At 63.1% G+C, this 18,631-nt stretch carries 17 protein-coding genes; 3 read left to right on the forward strand and 14 right to left on the reverse strand.

The genetic code is table 11. The annotated features are described in order from the left end of the window. Positions 1-18: 18 nt before the first annotated feature. Entirely contained in the window at positions 19-1,002 is a 984-nt protein-coding gene (locus tag P9220_RS16705; RefSeq protein WP_309766123.1) for an SDR family oxidoreductase, read from the forward strand. Here the strand turns inward: P9220_RS16705 and P9220_RS16710 are convergent. The 10 genes from P9220_RS16710 to P9220_RS16755 form a co-directional block, all read right to left on the reverse strand. Then, positions 992-1,588 carry a ParB/Srx family N-terminal domain-containing protein gene (locus P9220_RS16710; RefSeq protein WP_309766124.1) on the reverse strand — a complete coding sequence of 199 codons (597 nt, stop codon included), beginning with the start codon at positions 1,586-1,588 and terminating at the stop codon, positions 992-994. The two genes, P9220_RS16705 and P9220_RS16710, sit on opposite strands and share 11 nt — an antisense overlap. Positions 1,589-1,599: 11 nt before the next feature. Further along, a complete protein-coding gene (locus tag P9220_RS16715; protein WP_309766801.1) occupies positions 1,600-4,257 on the reverse strand; it encodes an ATP-binding cassette domain-containing protein in 2,658 nt (885 codons plus the stop codon). Between the two features lie 96 nt (positions 4,258-4,353). Further along, positions 4,354-6,729, reverse strand: coding sequence for a DNA polymerase II (locus tag P9220_RS16720; protein ID WP_309766125.1), 2,376 nt, complete (start codon positions 6,727-6,729; stop codon positions 4,354-4,356). A 164-nt stretch (positions 6,730-6,893) separates the two neighbouring features. Next, positions 6,894-7,565 (reverse strand): flagellar transcriptional regulator FlhC, encoded by a 672-nt coding sequence (gene flhC / locus P9220_RS16725; protein ID WP_309766126.1) that lies wholly within the window; start codon positions 7,563-7,565, stop codon positions 6,894-6,896. An 18-nt stretch (positions 7,566-7,583) separates the two neighbouring features. Next, on the reverse strand, positions 7,584-7,901 hold the full coding sequence (gene flhD, locus P9220_RS16730) for a flagellar transcriptional regulator FlhD (RefSeq protein ID WP_035963774.1): 318 nt from the start codon (positions 7,899-7,901) through the stop codon (positions 7,584-7,586). 566 nt (positions 7,902-8,467) lie between these two features. Further along, positions 8,468-8,716 (reverse strand): hypothetical protein, encoded by a 249-nt coding sequence (locus tag P9220_RS16735; protein WP_309766127.1) that lies wholly within the window; start codon positions 8,714-8,716, stop codon positions 8,468-8,470. A gap of 123 nt (positions 8,717-8,839) precedes the next feature. After that, on the reverse strand, positions 8,840-11,377 hold the full coding sequence (locus tag P9220_RS16740) for a mechanosensitive ion channel domain-containing protein (protein ID WP_309766128.1): 2,538 nt from the start codon (positions 11,375-11,377) through the stop codon (positions 8,840-8,842). A gap of 434 nt (positions 11,378-11,811) precedes the next feature. Then, on the reverse strand, positions 11,812-12,738 hold the full coding sequence (locus P9220_RS16745) for a cation diffusion facilitator family transporter (protein WP_309766129.1): 927 nt from the start codon (positions 12,736-12,738) through the stop codon (positions 11,812-11,814). Between the two features lie 27 nt (positions 12,739-12,765). Next, on the reverse strand, positions 12,766-13,836 hold the full coding sequence (gene selD / locus P9220_RS16750) for a selenide, water dikinase SelD (protein WP_309766130.1): 1,071 nt from the start codon (positions 13,834-13,836) through the stop codon (positions 12,766-12,768). Positions 13,837-13,902: 66 nt separating this feature from the next. Next, the gene (locus tag P9220_RS16755; RefSeq protein ID WP_309766131.1) at positions 13,903-14,463 is read right to left on the reverse strand and encodes a putative glycolipid-binding domain-containing protein; all 561 of its coding nucleotides are present in this window, start codon (positions 14,461-14,463) and stop codon (positions 13,903-13,905) included. 243 nt (positions 14,464-14,706) lie between these two features. Between P9220_RS16755 and P9220_RS16760 the strand changes: the two genes are divergently transcribed. Both P9220_RS16760 and P9220_RS16765 read left to right on the forward strand, forming a co-directional pair. Then, the gene (locus P9220_RS16760; protein ID WP_309766132.1) at positions 14,707-15,129 is read left to right on the forward strand and encodes a BspC domain-containing protein; all 423 of its coding nucleotides are present in this window, start codon (positions 14,707-14,709) and stop codon (positions 15,127-15,129) included. Between the two features lie 347 nt (positions 15,130-15,476). Next, the gene (locus tag P9220_RS16765) at positions 15,477-15,698 is read left to right on the forward strand and encodes a hypothetical protein (protein WP_309766133.1); all 222 of its coding nucleotides are present in this window, start codon (positions 15,477-15,479) and stop codon (positions 15,696-15,698) included. Between the two features lie 50 nt (positions 15,699-15,748). Here the strand turns inward: P9220_RS16765 and P9220_RS16770 are convergent, their stop codons facing one another. From P9220_RS16770 to P9220_RS16785, 4 genes are all read right to left on the reverse strand, one after another. Continuing rightward, on the reverse strand, positions 15,749-16,516 hold the full coding sequence (locus tag P9220_RS16770) for an anti-sigma factor (protein ID WP_309766134.1): 768 nt from the start codon (positions 16,514-16,516) through the stop codon (positions 15,749-15,751). Further along, positions 16,513-17,031: an RNA polymerase sigma factor gene (locus tag P9220_RS16775; RefSeq protein WP_309766135.1), complete on the reverse strand. Its 519-nt coding sequence runs from the start codon at positions 17,029-17,031 to the stop codon at positions 16,513-16,515. Before P9220_RS16775 ends, P9220_RS16770 begins: the two co-directional genes overlap by 4 nt. 40 nt (positions 17,032-17,071) lie before the next feature. Beyond that, entirely contained in the window at positions 17,072-17,443 is a 372-nt protein-coding gene (locus P9220_RS16780; protein WP_309766136.1) for a hypothetical protein, read from the reverse strand. Between the two features lie 103 nt (positions 17,444-17,546). Continuing rightward, positions 17,547-18,536 carry an AraC family transcriptional regulator gene (locus P9220_RS16785; protein ID WP_309766137.1) on the reverse strand — a complete coding sequence of 330 codons (990 nt, stop codon included), beginning with the start codon at positions 18,534-18,536 and terminating at the stop codon, positions 17,547-17,549. Between the last annotated feature and the right edge of the window lie 95 nt (positions 18,537-18,631).

The raw sequence follows: 18,631 nt of genomic DNA on the forward strand, positions 1-18,631 counted from the left end.
ACATCAAAGGGAATCGTCATGAAAGAAGCATTTCGCAAGCGCATTCTGGTGACAGGGGGAGCGGGTTTTCTGGGCTCGCATCTTTGCGAGCGCCTGCTCGCGCAAGGGCACGACGTGTTATGCGTCGACAACTTCTATACCGGCACGAAAGACAACATCGCGCATCTGCTCGACAGCCCGAACTTCGAGCTGATGCGCCATGACGTCACGTTCCCGCTGTACGTGGAGGTCGACGAAATCTATAACCTCGCGTGTCCCGCGTCGCCGGTTCACTATCAGCATGACCCGGTGCAGACGACGAAGACGAGCGTGCACGGCGCGATCAACATGCTGGGTCTCGCCAAGCGCGTAAAAGCCAAGATTTTCCAGGCGTCGACGAGCGAAGTCTATGGCGATGCGCGCGTGCATCCGCAGCAGGAAGCGTATTGGGGCAACGTGAATCCGATCGGTCCGCGTTCGTGCTACGACGAAGGCAAGCGCTGCGCGGAGACGCTTTTCATGGACTATCGCCGTCAGCATGGGCTCAACATCAAGATCGCGCGCATCTTCAACACATATGGTCCGCGCATGCATCCGAGCGATGGCCGCGTGGTGTCGAACTTCATGATGCAGGCGCTCGCCGGCGAGCCGATCACCGTGTATGGCGAAGGCACGCAGACGCGTTCGTTCTGCTATGTCGACGACATGGTGGATGCTTTCATCCGCCTGATGAACACGCCGGATGAAGTCACGGGGCCGGTGAATCTCGGCAATCCGCACGAACTGTCGATGCTGGAGATTGCACAGCGTATCGTTGCGCTGACGGGATCGAAGTCGGAGATCGTGTTCCGTCCGTTGCCGATGGACGATCCGTGGCATCGTCAGCCGGATATCACGCAGGCGCGCGCGCTGCTGGACTGGCAGCCCGTCACCGTGCTCGACGAAGGCCTGCGGCGCACGGCGGCCTACTTCCGTCAGATCATCGAAGCGCAGGAAACGCGCGCGGCGATGGCTACGCTTTGAAGCCCGGCAGTTCGCGCGCTTCGTCTTCGCGCGAAGCGGCGACTGCCTGCGCGAGCGCCTTGGCGAAACCCGAAGTCGTCGTGAAATCGCCGTCTATGCGCTCGCGGAAGTAATCGGCCCAGGCGAATTTGGCGTTGAACTCCGGCGAATCCTCGAAGACACCCGCCATGCGCGCGAAGGCGGCGAGGCTCAGATAAGGGTCGTCGGGCATGGCGCCTAATGTCGGCGGCAACGCCTCCACCGATGTTTCGTTACCCTGAGCATCGAACGGATGAAGCCAGCCTTCTTCGCGCATGGCCGCAAGGAACGCGTCGTGATCGCGGTCGCTGAAGTCGCGTGCGATCTTCACCGGCACGACTTCGACGCCGAGTTCATGCCACGCGCGCGCCCAGTGATGATGGTCGATCACGTGCAGCGTGCCGCCCGGCCCGCGCACGAGGCACAGCGCATGTTCCTGCATGAAAGCCGCACGCTCGCCGTCGGCCTGCTCGCTCGTGAGGCGCATCTTCTCGCGTACATGCTCCATGCCGAGTGCACCTTGCGTCGGCCTCAGTTCATCGATGCGTGCGAATGCCTGCTCGTCCATGCGATGCTCCCTCACGCTTCCGTACGCACGGCGACTTGTCGGATCGCCGCGATGAGCCGCTCGGCGGGCACGGGCTTCATCATGTGCATCTGGAAGCCCGCCATCTGCGCACGCAAGCGGTCTTCCGTCTGCGTGTGCCCCGTCAGCGCGATTGCAGGCATGCGTCGATCGAGCGACACGCGCCGGCTCGCCTCCAGTTCGCGCACGCGACGCAGCACCTGATAACCATTCTCCTCGCCGAGCACGATGTCGCATAGCAACGCATCCGGCCATTGTTCGGTCGGCGTGTGTGCGAGCCATTCGAGTGCTTCCTTGCCCGATGCCGCGAGGCGCACGCCTGCGCCGGTCGTTTCAAGCACCGCGCCCAATGCTTCGCGTGCGGCTTCCTGATCGTCCAGCACCATCACGCAGAGACCCTCGAGATTGCCGGTGACATCGGCTTGCGGGCTCGCCTGGCCGTCGGCATCGACGACGGGGCGCAGCGGCATCATCGCCACATAGGCGAGGTGGCCGTCCACATAACTCACGGTGAACGTGCCGCCTGTTTCGCTCAGCGCTTCTTCGAGCCTGCGGCCCTGCTCTTGCGATAGCGGCGCCGGCTGCGCGCGACGGCCGAGCACGCAGACGCGCACCTGATTCGCTTCGCGCTCCACGCGCAATTCCACGCGTTCGCCGCGATCCGCAGCATCGATCTCGGTGCGGCACAGGTCCGCGATCACGAGCTGCAGCACGCCGGGGTCGCCCGTCACGCGCAGATCGTCCTCGGGCAACATCGTGTAAAGCTGCACGCCATGTTCGACGATTTCCTCATGCAAGCCATCGACCACGCCCGCGATCAGCGCGCCCAGATGAACCGGTTGCGCCGATACCTTGCGCTGCACTTGCGCGAGCTCGCCCTGTTGCGACTGCAGCGACCACATTCGCGCATAAACACCGCCGCGTTCGATCAGTTCCGCATGCTGCCCCTGCTCGACGATACGCCCGTGCTCCATCACGAGAATCCAGTCCGCATTGACGACAGTCGATAGCCGATGCGCGATCACAATCGATGTGCGCCCCTGTGCCAGCCTGTCGAGCTCGCTCTGAATCGCGCGTTCGGAGCGTGTATCGAGCGCGGAAGTGGCTTCGTCGAACACGATGATGCGCGGGTCCTTGAGAATGGCGCGCGCAATCGCGATGCGTTGCCGTTCGCCGCCCGAAAGCCGCACGCCGCGCTCGCCGACGCGCGTGTCGTAGTGATCAGGCAGGCGTTCGATGAACGTATCCAGTTGCGCCGCACGCGCCGCGCGGACCACATCGGCGCGCGTGGCCGACGGACGCCCGTACGCGATGTTGTAGGCGATCGTATCGTTGAAGAGCACGGTGTCCTGCGGCACGATGCCGATGGCTTCGCGCAGGCTCTGTTGGGTGACGTGCCGAATGTCCTGGCCGTCTATGGTGACGACGCCGGCCGTCGGCTGATAGAGCCTGAAGAGCAGCTTCATCAGTGTGGACTTGCCCGAGCCGCTGCCGCCGACGACCGCGAGTTTCTTGCCGGGATGCGCGCGAAAATCGATATCGCGCAAGATCTGACGCGCGGGATCATAGCCGAAATCGACGTGCTGGAATTCGATCTCGCCCGCGGTCACGTCGAGCGGCTTGGCGTCGATTTCGTCGACGTCTTCACCGCGACGCCCGCGCGCAAGCAGTATTTCGAACATGCGTTCGACGTTGACAATGGCATCGTTGGTCTCGCGAAACACGAACCCAAGCGTATTGAGCGGCGCGCAGACCTGCACGATGTATGCATTCACCAGCACGAGGTCGCCGACGCTCATCGTGCCGGCCACCACGTTCTGCGCGGCGAGGAGCATCACCGCTGCAATGCCGATCGCAATGACCGTGCTTTGCCCCACATGAAGGATGGTCAATGCGCGCTGGTTGGCGGTGCGCGCCGTCACCCATTTGTCCAGCACGGTCGAAAGGCGCTTGCGCTCGACGTCCTCGCTCGCGAAGAGCTTGACCGTTTCGTAGTTGAGCAGACTGTCGACGAGCCGGCTGTCCGACTGCGCTTCGAGCCGGTTCACGGCGCGCTGAAAGCGCATGCGATAGCGCGTGAAAATCAGCGTATAGACCGCATAGCACACGAAGGTCACGCCGATTGCAATGGTGAATGTGCGCGCGTACTGGCTCATCATGATCGCGACGACAGTGCCGATCTCGATCAACGTCGGCACGATGGTGAAGATCGCGACGCCCAGCAGGAAGCCGATGCCGTCCGCGCCCTTCTGCACGTCGCGCACGACGCCTCCCGTTTCGCGCTGCGCATGAAAACGCGCCCCCATGCCGTGCAGATGCGAGAACGTACGTTCGGTGAACGATGCAACCGTGCGCTGCGTCACGATGCTGAAGATGATGTCGCGCGCTTCGTTGAGCACATCGCCGAGATAGCGCATCAGCACGTAGGTCAGGATGACGAACACCGGGAAGACGGCGTTGGCCGTCGGCCGGCTGAATTCGTCGATCACATGCTTCAGCATCAGCGGCACGGACACGACCGCAAGACGCGACGCGATCATCAGCGTGACCGCGGCGAGCGTTTGCAGGCGAAACTTCCAGATCGCCTGCGCAAGATCGCTCACGATGCGGTTGCGCAGTTGCGAGCGGCTGATTTCCGTGGACGCAGTCATCATGTGCATGCTTCCATTGTCGATTTCCCGATGCGGACAACGTGGGATGCGGCAGCAAATGCCGCGCCCGCGCATCGCAACCCGCCACGGCAACGCTCAGAACAACGCTTGCTGCCCGGACATCAGCGCGGCGAAATCGTCGCGCATGAAAGGCAGGATGCCATCCGCCACGGGCTGAAGCTGCCTGCTCACGTAGTGCTCGTAGTCGATCGGTGCGGACCGCGCCTCGACCGGCTCCGGTCCGCCGAGCGTCATGACATAGCTGATCCATCCGCCGTTCTGATATTGCAACGGACGTCCCTGCCGCGCGTTGAATTCGTCGGCGGTGCGCGCGGCGCGGACATGCGGCGGCACGTTGCGCTGATACTCATCGAGGCTGCGGCGCAGGCGCTTGCGATAGATCAGCAACGCATCCAGTTCGCCGCGCCGCGTGCGTTCGACGTAATCGCGCACGTAGTCCGCATACGGCTTGCCCTTGAAGATGCGCATGTAAAGCTCTTGCTGAAAACGCTGTGCGAGCGGGGTCCAGTCGGTGCGTACCGTCTCAAGCCCTTTATAGATGATTTCTTCGCTGCCGTCCGCACGTTGCGTGAGTCCGGCGTAACGCTTCTTGCTGCCTTCTTCGGCGCCACGGATCGTCGGCATGAGAAAGCGCCTGAAGTGCGTTTCGAACTGCAGTTCGAGCGCGCTTTCGAGTCCGAACGCTTCATGCAGATGCTCGCGCCAGTATTCGTTCACGTAATCGACGAGCGCGCGGCCGATGCGCGCGGCGTCGTCGTCATCGCGTGCACGGCGCAGCCAGACGAAGGTCGAGTCGGTATCGCCGTAGATGACGCTGTAACCGCGCGCTTCGATCAGTTCGCGCGTGCGATGCATGATCTCGTGGCCGCGCATCGTGATCGACGATGCGAGACGTGGATCGAAGAAGCGGCATCCGCTCGATCCCAACACGCCATAGAACGAGTTCATGATGATCTTGAGCGCCTGCGAAAGCGGCTTGTTGCGCTGACGCTTCGCGGCCTCGCGGCCTTGCCAGACCTGCTCGACGATTGCCGGCAGACAATGCTTGTCGCGCGAGAACAACGCGCCGCGAAAGCCGGGCACGGTGCGCGTCGCGTCCGTTTCGCTCATGCCTTGCGCGAGGCCAACGGGATCGATCAGGAACGTGCGGATGATCGACGGATAAAGGCTCTTGTAGTCGAGCACGAGCACCGAGTCATAGAGGCCGGGCCGCGAGTCCATGACGAAGCCGCCGGGGCTCGCTTCTTCCGGCACGTCGCCGAGATTCGGCGCGACATAGCCCAGCCGATGCATACGCGGCATGTACAGATGCGTGAACGCCGCCACCGATCCCCCGCTGCGATCGACGGCCAGTCCCGTAACGGTCGCGCGCTCCAGCAAGAACGGCAGCAGTTCGGTCTTTTCGAAGACCTTTGTCACGAGTTCGCAGTCGGTCAGGTTGTAGTGCGCGAGCGCGGGCTTGTCCTCCTGAAAGCGCCGCTCGATTTCATCCATGCGGGCATAGGGGCTATCAATCGCCTTGCCTTCGCCGAGCAAGGATTGCGACACGTATTCGAGGCTGAACGACGGAAAGTTCCACGTCGCGGAACGCAGGGCCTCGATGCCGTCGATCACGAGACGTCCCGCAATCGACACGAAGAAATGATTGCGCTTCATGCCGTGCTCGCGCCATTCGACCGCGCTGCCATCGCGCCCCAGTGCAAGCGGCACGCCATAGTCGTCGGCATGTTTCTGCAGCACGCGCAGATCGAACTGCACGACGTTCCAGCCGATGATCGCGTCCGGGTCATGTTGTGCGATCCATGCATTGAAACGCTGCAGCATCTCGGCGCGGCTCGCGCAATAGTCGAGATCGAAGTCCAGCGGGGCTGTTGCGTCGCCGTTTGGCGGGCCGAGCATGAAGACCTGGCGCGCGCCGCAGCCTTCGAGCGCAATCGAATAGAGCGCGCCCTTCGCGCTGGTTTCAATGTCCAGCGAGACGAGCTTCAACGACGGACGATAGTCTGCTGCCGGCTTCAGTTCGCTATGAGTCACATCGCCGCTCGTCTCGCCATCGAACGAAACAGGCGCGGTGATGAAGCGCTCCATCAGATAGCGCTCGGTCGGGCGGATATCGGCTTCGAAGACATCGACGCCTGCATTCCTGAGCGTTTTTTCGAGCCCGAGCAACTGCCGATACTGCGGGCAATAAAGCCCGAGCACAGGCTTTTGGCGAAAGTCCCGGAGCGGCAATTCACGCAATCGTGCATCGCGCACAGCACGAACGAACGGCTCGGCTCGAACGCGGTCTTCGGCGCGAATGAATGCGACGGGGGTTTGCGGAGCAATGCGGATCTTGCGCGGGCCGTCATCGGTGGCGAGCCAGAACTCGACCTCCGTGCCGGTTGCCGTATCGCGCCAATGACGCGTCAGCAAGAAGCCTTGCTTTGATGTCTGCGATGCCTGAACCAAGGCGAATCCTTCGATAGCGCGTGCTGTCGAAGCATTTTACTTGGGGCCTGATGGACGCTGCGCGACGCACGGACGGCGCCGAGAAAAGTAAAACACGGCAGCGGCATGCCGGTCGTCCACCATCCAGCGGATGGCCCTCGCTGGGCGACCGGCGCCGCTACCGCCTAAGCAGCCTGTGCGACCAGGCTTGCACGCTGCGACTGCATCGCCGCAACGTTCTCGAGTGCAATCCGCTCCGGATGACCCGGCGCTTGCGGCACTTCGTGATTGACGGACACTACCTCCAGAGCGGCTTCTTGTACGGCCTGTCGGGCCGCCGCCGCTTTCTTGGTCTTCCCCGCGCGTGACGGCGGCTGGCAGGCCCCGCACACCACGTTGTTCTGCAAATCATGTTTGTGTGCGACGAACTTCCCGGTACAGCGGCAGCAGGGCGTCATCTGCAGCATGCCCGCGTCGAAGAAGCGCACAAGAGTCCAGGCCCGCGTAAGATCGAGTACCGCCTCGGCGCCGCTATGCTTGCAGTGCTCGAGATACAGCCGATACCCTTTGGTCAACGCATCGAGATGCGAACAACCGGCTTCGTTCTTGAGGAACGTATAGGTGTTGTAAAACAGCGATGCATGAATGTTGGCGAGCCACGTCATGTACCAGTCCGCCGAAAACGGCAACATGCCCTTGGGCGGCGATACACCCTTCACTTCGCGATACAGACGGATCATGCGGTCGCGCGAAAGCGTCAGTTCGCTCTCCAGCACTTGCATGCGCGCGCCAAGCTCGATCAGCGCGATGGCGCGAAACACTTCCTGGGCGTCTTCCGTGAGGCTCTTCTTCAGCATGGCTCGCTCCGTCTTCACTTAAGCGAACTGTTCAGCCGGCTGGCCAGCCAGCAGGATTGCCGCGTGCGTCGGCGCGATGTCGGCGTTCTTCGCCGGTTGCGTCAGTGCCGACAGCATCGTGTGATCGTTGAAGCGGAAAGCGCACAGCAGATTGTCGGATTGCGCGAGCTTGACGACCTGTGCGAGCGTGAGCCCGGACAGCAAGTCAGCCAGTTCCTTCGACAGCCCGAGCCGGAACATCCCGATGGCCCGGTCCTCGCGCAGCAGACGCTGAGCGAGCATGATGTAAGACAAGTTGATTTCCCGGATCGATTCCAGCGTTTCGCGACCGTTCATGGTTGCTGCTTCCAGTAAATCCCCGAATTTCCCGCCGGCTTGCTGCCGCTATCTTTTTTATTCCCTCGCCGTGCCGGTTTCGACCGGCTACGTACTTTGATACAGGCCGTTACAACTCGTAACAACTCTGTGAAACGGATTCTAAGTACGCCCTTACCCGAACGCAAGACCATCTCAATAATATTTTGTTTCAAACAACACTTTGCGCCGGTAAGTTTGGGGTAAGCAAAAGTGACCGTGTCGTTTTGTCCGATCGACCGCTGAATCGGTTGCCAGGTCGCGGGGTGGGTCTTGGTAGTAATAATCGCGCGACGCCAGCAAGAACGGGGACTTGCGGGCGTCGGTTGACAGCTTTGAAGGGTATTTTTGAGAGGGACGAAGACGGTGTAATGCGGTAAAGAAGTCGGCAAAACCGGTTTTACCGAATCAAGCGTGATGGAGTAATTTTTGCGCTTCGCGAGTTACGCGCCGCTGAAGCCGATTGCTTCGCCAGTTTCGACGCGTTCTCACGCGGATTCTCCGCCCATCCGAGTGTGAGACGATTTCGCGAACGAGCGGACCGCCCGCTAGTTACACATGCTCGGTGGCAGGCGCAAGTCCTCTTGCGCGGCGCAGTCGAGCAGACCCATTCCGTTTGTCGCAACGCGGATGTCGTCGACATTGCAATGCACGTCGGGATAGTCGCCGGCAGTCCCTGTAGGCCGCCCCTCCGCCACGGTCCAGGCGTGCGCCCTCGCCTCGAACCGGGTGACGATCAGTACCTCGGCGGGACGTGCATCGCCCGAAACGTCCGCTGCCGGATCGACGCGCAGCATTCAGCATCGACCCGGCCGCGATACCGGCAAGCGCGTGAGCGTGTAGAGGGCCTGCACAACGCCGCGACGGCTTCGAATGCTGCGTGAAAGCGCGCCGTTTCGTCGAACGGCGCGTTCATCGGCTTACGTTCCGCTTTGCGCTCCGCGCGGCGGCGGCGCGCTCGATGCCGCATCGTTGCCGGCGGCCGCTTCGTTGGTCGGATGCTGCGCCGCCCTCGACGGCTCCGCGCGCTGATCCGCGCCGGCCTTGTCACTATCGTCCTGCATGTCTTGCGAGGAATCCTGCGCGCTGCCGTTGACGATGACGAAGTTGCGCTGCGGATTCGCGATCTCGATGCCGCGCGCGGTGAACTCGTTCAGGATGCGGCGATTGAATTCGCGTTGCACCGGCCAGCGGGAACTGTCACGGCACTGGATCTGGCCGGCGAGCGTGACGGTCGAACCGTCGACGGCATCGACGCCCCAGAAGCTGAAGTCGGACAGGATGCCGTCGCGGAACGCCTCGTCGTTGCGCAGGGCCGCGCCGATTTCCTTGAGCGTCGAGATCGCCAGATCGACGTCCTGGCCCAGCGCAATCGACACGCGCACGGCCGCATTGCCGATGCCGCGATTCGTGTTGTTCACCGTCGTCACCGAACTGAACGGCACCGTATAGAGCGAGCCGTCACCGCCGCGCAGGCGCACGGTGCGAATCGACAGATACTCCACCGTTCCCGAAACGCCCGACACCGTCACCCAGTCGCCGACCTGCATCGCGTTTTCCATCAACAGGAAGATGCCCGTGATGAAGTCCTGCACGAGCTTTTGCGAGCCGAAACCGAGCGCGACGCCGAAGATACTCGCGCTCGCGAGCAGCGGCGCCGTGTTCACGCCGATCTCCGAAAGACCGGTCAGCACGACGACCATCGCGATGACGATGAAGAGGCCGGTACGCATCATCGGCAGGAGCGTGCGCAAGCGCGCCGCGCGCACGCGATCGCCGGTCGCGTTCCATTGCTCGAGGCGTCGTTCGACGAACACATTCGCCGATTCCCACACGATGACCGCGAACACGGCGGCGACCGCGATAGTCAGCAGTGCAGACGCGAGCCGGTTGCCGACGCCGCCCGACGTGAAGAACCGCAGGATGTGCACGCCCCACACTTCGAGCAGCGCGATCACGGTCGCCACGCCGATCACCGTCTGCACGATGCGGCGCAGCGCCGGGTAATAGCGGTAAGCGTGCCGATGCGCGATCGACTTGCTCGCGAAGTCCTCCTCGTCGTTATCGCGGAAGACGCGGCCGAGCGCGCCGAACGCGACGATCGCCGCGACGCGCGATCCGACCAGGACCAGCAGCGATACGCCGCCGAGATGGAAGAGCGTCGCGTAGCCGTTCTGCACGCCGAGCGCCCAGACGAACCACATCGCCATGACGAAGAAGATGGCGACGCCCGCCCAGACGTCGGCCACCCAGCTGCCGACGAGCGCGACCGAGCGATGCGCCGTCATGCGCTGACGGATGCGCTCGCCCACGACATTGCGCGATTCGAAGATCACCCACGCGATCATCAGATGCACGACGAGCGTGACGACCTTGAGGATCGCGATATGCGCCGGTTCGGACAGCCCGAGCGGCTCGCAGCCGTTCGCGAGCGCGATGCCCGCCCCGCCGACGATCACGATGCGCCGCAGCCAGCGCGTCGTGTAGATCGCGTACTGGTCGCGCATCTGGATCAGGCGCAGTCCCCTGGCGCGCGGTGCGACGAAGAATGCGCAGAGAATCATCACGGCGCGACAGACGAGATAGACGTCGATGAGCGCGCCCGCGACGTGGGCTTCCGTCGTGTTGTCATCGATGAAGATGGACATCAGGATCGTCACCGCGCCCATGAAGACGCCGAGCGGGATCAGGTTGTACAGCAGGTAAAGCAGTGCGTTCGGCAGTCGTTGCAGCAAGGTCCAGTGATGCGCGGCGTGGCGCTTTCCGCGCGCGGCATCGGCCTTGCGCTCGGCGACATGCATCGCGACTTCATCGCCGGTGCGCTGCGCCGTGTCTTCGGCACGCTCGGCGGCGCGTTGCTCTTGCACCAGTTGCGGCTCGTTCGCTTCCGTATCCGCGATGCCGCGTGCCGCGACCTTCTCGCGCGGTCTGCGCAGGAGTTTCGATGCGAAGTATTCGATCAGCAACGCCGGCAGTAGCGAGAGCAGGACCGTTCCCACGACGTGCAGCAAAAGCGTGCGTTCCTGCTCGGTGTTGATGCGGTCGCGCCACCAGTACACCACGGAGCGTATGTTGAGCAACGCGGCCGCGGAGTGCCGCAAGCCTGTGCCGAACTGGACCAGCCAGTTACCCGCCTGTCGCGATAGTTGCGATGCGAGGCCGTTCGCGGTCAGTGAATTGGCAAGCACGCCGGATGCTTCCGATGCCGGCGCTGCTGCCGATGCGGCTTGCGTCGCGCTTGCAGGGGCGGCCAATGCGCCGGCTGCGGCTACGGCTCTTAGCGTGTCGGCGACTTGCGCCCGGCGTTGAGGATCGTTAAGGACCGATAGCGCATCGCGGGCTTGTTGCGGGGTCAGTGCTACCGCTGGGGCCGACGCCGGTTGCGATGTCGCCGCTTCGGCGTTATTTACGATGATCGTCGCTACGATCAGATAGAAAGCTAGAAATAATCTACGCATGGGTCGATGAAGATCTCGGAAAGTTCGGGGACTCGATGCGGGGTGCTTTTTGCGTTATGGGCTAACGCGGGGTCTTTTCGGTCTGCCGTGGCGTTACTTCGAATTCGTGCTGTTGGGGATGTAGCACGTTGTGAACCTGGGCGCTTTTCTCTCTCTTCTCTTGTCTTCTATGAAGCTTGATTTCGCGGCGGTCTATTAGTGCACCCCTTTCTTGGCTGTCGACCAGAGTTGGCGCTTCAGCGCCTTACTCTGGTCCCATGCAAAGAAGGCAACCAAAGAGAGCAGCTTTTCGGCCCGCAACGCAAACCGTGTGTCCACTTCGTAGAACATCGGTGGCACTCAGTTTGACACAGCCCTGAATCACCTTCCACGCCCACTGACTACTCACGTCCTCCGAGCCCTTTGGCTCGTTCACACCAACGGGTGGTTAGGAGTCATGCTGCCGCGCGCTCGCTCGCTTCACGTCCTACATCCGGCTCGAAAAATACCCAACGTACCTGCGGAAACGCATTCTGCAAGTCCTCCTCGATGACGTTGATCGCATCAATCATCGCGCGGCCACTCGCGAAATCGATCATCTCCGCCTGCACCGCCACCACTATGTGCTTGCCCCACTGCAACGTAATCAAGCTAATGATGCGCGTCACCTCCGGCCGGTCTCTCAAATGTGCATCAATCGCCTTGCGCACCTCCGGGCTCGCCGATTCCCCCACGATCATCGACTTCACTTCACGCGCCACCAAGAATGCAATCACCATCAGCAAGACGCCCACGCCGATCGAACCCGCCGCATCGTAAGCCGCATTGCCCGTCAGCATCGTCATCAAAACCGCCGCGAACGCTATCGCCAGACCCGCAAGCGCCGCCACGTCTTCACCCGCTACGACCAGCAATTCCGACTCGCGCGTCTCGCGGAACCATCGCCATAAAGTCTTGTTCGGCGCGCCCTTGCGAATCTCACGCAATGCGCCCGCGAGAGAAAACGCCTCCAGCACGACCGATACGCCCAATATCACCAACGCGACGATCGGATTCGACAAAGGCTCGTGATGCAGCAGGCGATGCGCGCCCTCATACACCGAAAACGCCCCGCCGACAAAGAACAGCAGCAGCGCAACGATCAGCGAGTAAAAATAGACCTCGCGCCCGGAGCCGAGCGGATGCAACGCATTAGCCGGCGCCTGCGAACGCTTCAGGCCCAGAAGCAGCAGCAACTGATTGCCGCAATCGGCGGTGGAATGGATGGCTTCGGCGAACATCGAGCCGGAACCCGTGAACGCAGCCGCGCCATACTTGCAAACGGCAATGCCCAGATTCGCGGCGAGCGCGTAGAAAATGGCTTTCGGCGATTCTTCCTTCATGTCCACCTTGTCGTCGGTATTGGCGGCTCAGCGCACCTCGACACGGCCCGCTCCGTCACTCATCTCGCCGATTACCGCTGCTTGGTCGAAGCCATCGGCACGGAAAATCGCGAGCACGTCGTCGACGGATTCGGGCGCGCACGAGACGAGCAGCCCGCCGGATGTTTGCGGATCCGTAAGCAAGGCGCGGGCCGCTTCCAGCGAACCATCGATCGACTCGGCAAGCGATACCTCCGCGCCGTACGCCGTCCAGTTGCGCCCCGACGCGCCCGTGAAAATGCCCTCGCTCACGAAGTCCCGCACCTGCGGCAGCCACGGCAAGTCGGCATAACGGATGCGCGCCGTGAGGCCCGCGCCGCGCGCCAGTTCCAGCGTATGACCGAGCAGGCCGAAGCCGGTTACATCGGTCAGCGCATGAACGCCATCGAGTTGCGCGAGGTCCGCGCCCGGACGATTCAGCTTCGTCGTCGCGGCGATCATCGCGGCATAGCCGGCCGCATCGAGCCGGTCTTTCTTCAGCGCCGCCGACAGCACGCCGACGCCGAGCGGCTTGCCGAGGACGAGCACATCGCCCGCGCGCGCCGCTGCATTACGCTTCACGCGCGACGGATGCACGATGCCAAGCGCGGCCAGCCCGTATATCGGCTCGACGGAATCGATCGAATGACCGCCCGCGACCGGAATGCCCGCCTCTGCGCAAACGGCCTCGCCGCCCTTCAGCACTTGCGCGATCACCTCATGCGGCAGCACGTTGATCGGCATGCCGACCAGCGCGAGCGCAAGAATCGGCTTGCCGCCCATCGCGTACACATCGGAGAGCGCGTTGGTCGCCGCGATGCGGCCGAAGTCGAAAGGATCGTCGACGATCGGCATGAAGAAGTCCGTCGTCGCGACGATGGCCTGCTCGTCGTTGAGCCGGTAGACGGCGGCGTCGTCGGCGGTGTCGTTGCCGACGAGAAGATCGGGGAACGCGGCCATCGGCGTCGTGCGCTTGAGCAGTTCCGCAAGCACGCCGGGGGCGATCTTGCAGCCGCAGCCGCCGCCATGCGAAAGGCTCGTGAGTCGCGGGGCGTTCGTGGTTTCGTGCGTGATGGTCATCGTGTATGTCTTGCGGAAAGTTCGTTCAGTGCATGCATTATCGCCGCTCGCGGCTTCGGGCGTCTTTTACCGGACGCGCCTGAAAAGGCCGGGATAGTCGATGACGAGCCCATCGCCGTCGGTCGCGATATCCGCTACGAAGCCCGTGTCGAGCCCTTCGAAGCGATACCGCCGATCCGCTTCGAGACACGTATAGGCATGCTCGACAACGCTCACGGTCATCGACGGAACACGCACATACACGACGCGAATCACACGCCGCTTGCCGGGCTGCAACTGCAGGCGGCGTATGGGCAGCGTGTTGGTGAAGGGCGTCGCCGTGATGTCCACGTCGATGCAGTCGCCGAGCATCCGTTGCGGCGCGCCCGCCGCGTCGGTCCATGCCTGAAGGACGCCGGTATCGTCCACCTGACGCCGCAGGTCGAGCGTGGGACCGCCCGCAAGACGCGCCGCGAGACGCGTGACCTGCCATTGCATGTTGCATTCGATGCGATACATCAGCCCGAAAGTCTGCCCCTCGTCTTCGCCCACGACCGCACTCTCCGCGACGACGCCATCGGGCCGCGCATCGAACAGCAGATGCTCCAGCCCTGCCCCGTCCTGCTGCGACCATCGCACCGCTTTCATGGAAGACCTCGGTTTGCGTCATCGGCAGGAAAGCATACAACGTGCACTCCGAAGCTGCGGCGAGCGAGCTTACGGTTTGCATTCAGAATGCACGATTCGCTCGACGCATAAAAACATCGCACGGTATACTTTGCATCATCTCGAAAAAGCGCATGGCTTCGTGGGCCAGCCATCGCCATCGCTCTTGCGCCGCGATGCGCCTCGCGCCGTCGCGCTGTCTGCCGCCATTCTCATCGTCATCGCATGAAACTCTCTTTCGCTTCGGCGCTCGCCGCGCTTTTGCTTTCGGCTTCCGCGTTCCAGCTCGTTCAGGCGCAAGAGACGCCCGACGCATCGGAAGACTATTCGTATCTCGCCCGGCTGCATGTTCCGGATACCGTCGTGCAATGCGTCGCGGCGTTCGACCGCTGGGTCGAGGACGCACCCAAGTACGACAAGCTGATCGTCCCCGACCGGCGCGTGCTGTCCGCGAAGATCGACAGCCGGACGCCGATCTTCGATGCCGGCAATCCGATTCCCGTCGATCAGGTCATCGTGATGCGCGCGTTCGCGAAAGCACGCGGCAAGGCGCAATGGACGCGCGTCGACAGCCGGTGCGGCGTGCGCGATGGTCATGTCGTCGGTGTGGCGCTCACGCCGAATCTCAAGCCGAAGATCGTCCGCTAACGAGCCGATCGCTCGATAGCGCGTCCTGCTCCGCCCGCTTCACATGTGGGCGGTGTCCACATGTGCGCCTCGCCGGTCGCAGCCGCCTTCGTAAATATTTCACGTTACACGTTTGCTTACAAACGATCACGGCTTGTCATTTGGCGAGCGGCTAAATTTCGCTTCATGGATTCACACGGAGAAACCCATGAAGAAGCTGGCGATCCTTGCAGTACTGAGCGTTGTGCTGGGAAGCACGTTGTCGGGCTGCATCATTCTGCCGGGTGATGGCGGCGGTTATCACCACCATCGCGACTACTACCGCTAAGACGCGGATCGAACGTAGCCATGAACTCAAAAGGAGAACGATGATGTTCGACAAGACGAAGAAGAGCCTGCTGATCGCATCGGTTGCCGCGTCGCTCGGACTCGGCCTCGTGCACGCCGCATCGGCGGCGGTGCATCACGAACCGCATCATGCAGTCAAGGTCGGCTGGCACGGCGAGCGTTACTGGGACGGTCACCGCTATTGGGCGCGTACCGAGTGGGAACGTCATCATCCGCGTCACATGGAACCGGCGCATCGTTGATGCTCAAGCCGCAGCGGGCAGCGTCCGCTGCGGTTTTTTTCGATACTGCGTTACCAATTCGCAGGATCGCCGCCGAGTTCCTTGCACGTGTCGTAGGCGATCGCCTGCAGCTTCGTCTCACCGATCTGCCCTGAAAGCGCATAGCCCACGCTGTCGTATGTCCAGTAGTAAGTGGTGCGGGGGCCGTCGCGCAACGAGCGGATCTTCGCGTCCTTGCGCGCGACCGACGTGGTATAGAGCGTGAGGCGTTCGCCCGCCGCGTTCTGATACATGATCTGCGCGGCCGGTCCGTTCTCGCCCGGCAACAGGCGCCCTCCGACGAGTTGAAAGCCGTATTCGGCGAGCGACGGTATCGTGAGCGAACGGTTCAGGCGCTTCGATAGCCATGTCACGAGATGGTCCCGCTGCGACGCCGCCACTTCCACCGCATGACGCTGCTCGGGCGCATACACCGCATAAGCGATATCCGCGCGTTCGGCGAACCGCGGGCGCGCGTCGCCGAGATTCGGCAGCAGCAGATGAGCGAGATACCCGCATGCGATCCCGACGACGAGAAAGCTCGCCGCGAGCAGATAACGCCCGCGTGCACGCGGGCGCATCACGATGACTTGCGGTTGCGGCTCATCGGCGGCGAAGAGCGCGCGCAATGCGTCGTCCTGCGCGCGATAGGCGCCGACCGTCGCTGCGCTGGCGGGATCGCTCGCGATGCGATCGGTGACGGCGGCCCGTTCCTCGTGGCTCAGTTCGCCGTCGATATACGCGGACAGCGCCTGAAGGTCGCGCTCGTTGCCGTGAGATGCGTGCTCGTGATTCGTCATGACCGGCTCACTACCTTGAGCGACGACGCCTTGCGTCCCGCTTCTTCCCCGAGCAGCACGCGCATGTGCTCGCGTGCCCGCGAAAGACGCGACATGATCGTGCCCGCTGGCACGTTCAACACCTGCGAAGCCTCCTGATAACTCATCTCTTCGACGCATACGAGCAACATGACTTCGCGCTGCTCGACGGGCAGGCAATAGAGCGCGCGCTGCACGTCGCGCAGCACGAGTCCGTCGACCTCGCCGCGCGGCGCGGCCATCTGCCGCCAGGGCGCGGTTTCATCGTCGACAGCGATGTCGCGGCGTCCGCGCAATTGATCGATATAGAGATTGCGCATGATGGTGAACAGCCACGCGCGCAGGTTCGTGCCCGAGCGAAAAGCGCTCGCGCGATTCAATGCGCGTTCCGTCGCGTCCTGAACGAGGTCGTCGGCCCACGCGCGATCGCCCGTCAGCGCGCGGGCATAACGGCGCAACTGCGGAAGGTGCGCGAGGAGATCGCTCTCGAAGCTCATCGCGGCGATGCCGAGCCGTCCCGCGCGGGCGTCGCGACGCTCAGGGCTTGACCGCGTGCCACACGTCGCGGAAGTTGTCGCCGTTCTTGTCGCCGGGCTTCGTGTCCTTCGCGAAGCGGTACACGCGCTTGCCGTCATACGCCCACTGCTTGCCGCCGTCGGCGGACTCGAGCGTCCATTTGCCGCTCGGCTGATCCGAGCCGGCCGCCATCGCCGCCGGCCACGCCTGCGCGCAACCGCCGGTGCATGCGCTCGGGCTGCCCTTGGTGTCCTTGTCGAAGGTATAGAGCGTCATGCCGTTTTCGTCGACGAAGACGCCGTTGGATTCCTTCGGCGCCGCCGCGAACGCTTCCGACGCGATGCAGCCGACGGCCGCGACAGCGGCCAGCGCCAACCCGATTTGCCTGTTCATCTCATCTTCCTTTACGTCGCGCTACGGTGGAGTGTTCGTGGAACGTCCGGCGCGGCCGGTCTATTCCACAAGCGATGAAATAAATCCGCGCCCGCTCATGCCGTCACGCGCCGGCTGCGGCGTCGCGCCAGCGCCGCGTGTCGCGCAGCGGCGGCGCGCCGAAAAGCCGGCTGTACTCGCGGCTGAACTGCGATGCGCTTTCGTATCCCACGCGATGCGCCGCCGTCGCGGCATCGGCGATATCGAGCAGCATCAGCCGGCGGGCTTCCTGCAGGCGCAACTGCTTCTGATACTGCAGCGGGCTCATCGCGGTCACCGCCTTGAAGTGATGATGCAGCGACGACACGCTCATATGCACATCCTTTGCGATGTCCTCCACGCGCAATGGCTGGTCGAAGTGCCGGCGCAGCAGCGAAATGGCCTTCGCGATTCGCTGCGTCTGGCTGTCCTGCAGCGCGATCTGGCGCAGGCGCGCGCCCGAGCCGTTCATCAGCAAGCGATACAGAATCTCGCGCTTCACGAGCGGCGCGACGATCGGCACGTCCTCGGGGGTATCGATGAGCCGCAGCAGCCGCAGCACGGCATCGAGCATCGAAGTGCCGAGACGGTTCACGTAAAGGCCGCGCGAGGCATCGGCCTGGGTCGCGGGCGGAAGGTTCTGATCCTGAATGAGCGAGGTGATTTCCTCGACGTCGAGATCGAGCCTCATGCCGAGATACGGCTCGGTTTCGCTCGCGGCCGTGACCTGCCCGATCACCGGCAGATCGACCGACGAGACGAGATAGTGCATCGGGTCGTAGACGTAGACATCGTCGCCGACCATCACGCGCTTGCTGCCTTGCGCGATCAGCGCCAGCGCGGGCGTCTGCATGCCGGGCTTCGGCCCGCCGGGATTCGTGATGCGATGCAGGAACACGCCCGGCACCGGCGTTTCCAGCGAGCCCTCGCATCCGGCCGTGAAGCGGTCGAGCAGCGAGACCAGGTCGACGCGCGCCTGATCGAGCGCGGCGTCGAGCGGCCCGTTGCGGCGGGTGTCGGGAGGTGAATCGTGAGCATCTTTACCGGCGAGGCCGGGCATGTCGTTCAGCGCCATGGTGTCCGCGGGGAGAGAAGCGTGGAAGAGTGTCGATAGCTTACTCGCGCGGGCGCGATCGTGCGCGCGCGGCGGCCCCGCGTTTGCAGGAAAAG

It is taken from the genome of Caballeronia sp. LZ016, assembly GCF_031450805.1.
Lineage (GTDB): Bacteria > Pseudomonadota > Gammaproteobacteria > Burkholderiales > Burkholderiaceae > Caballeronia.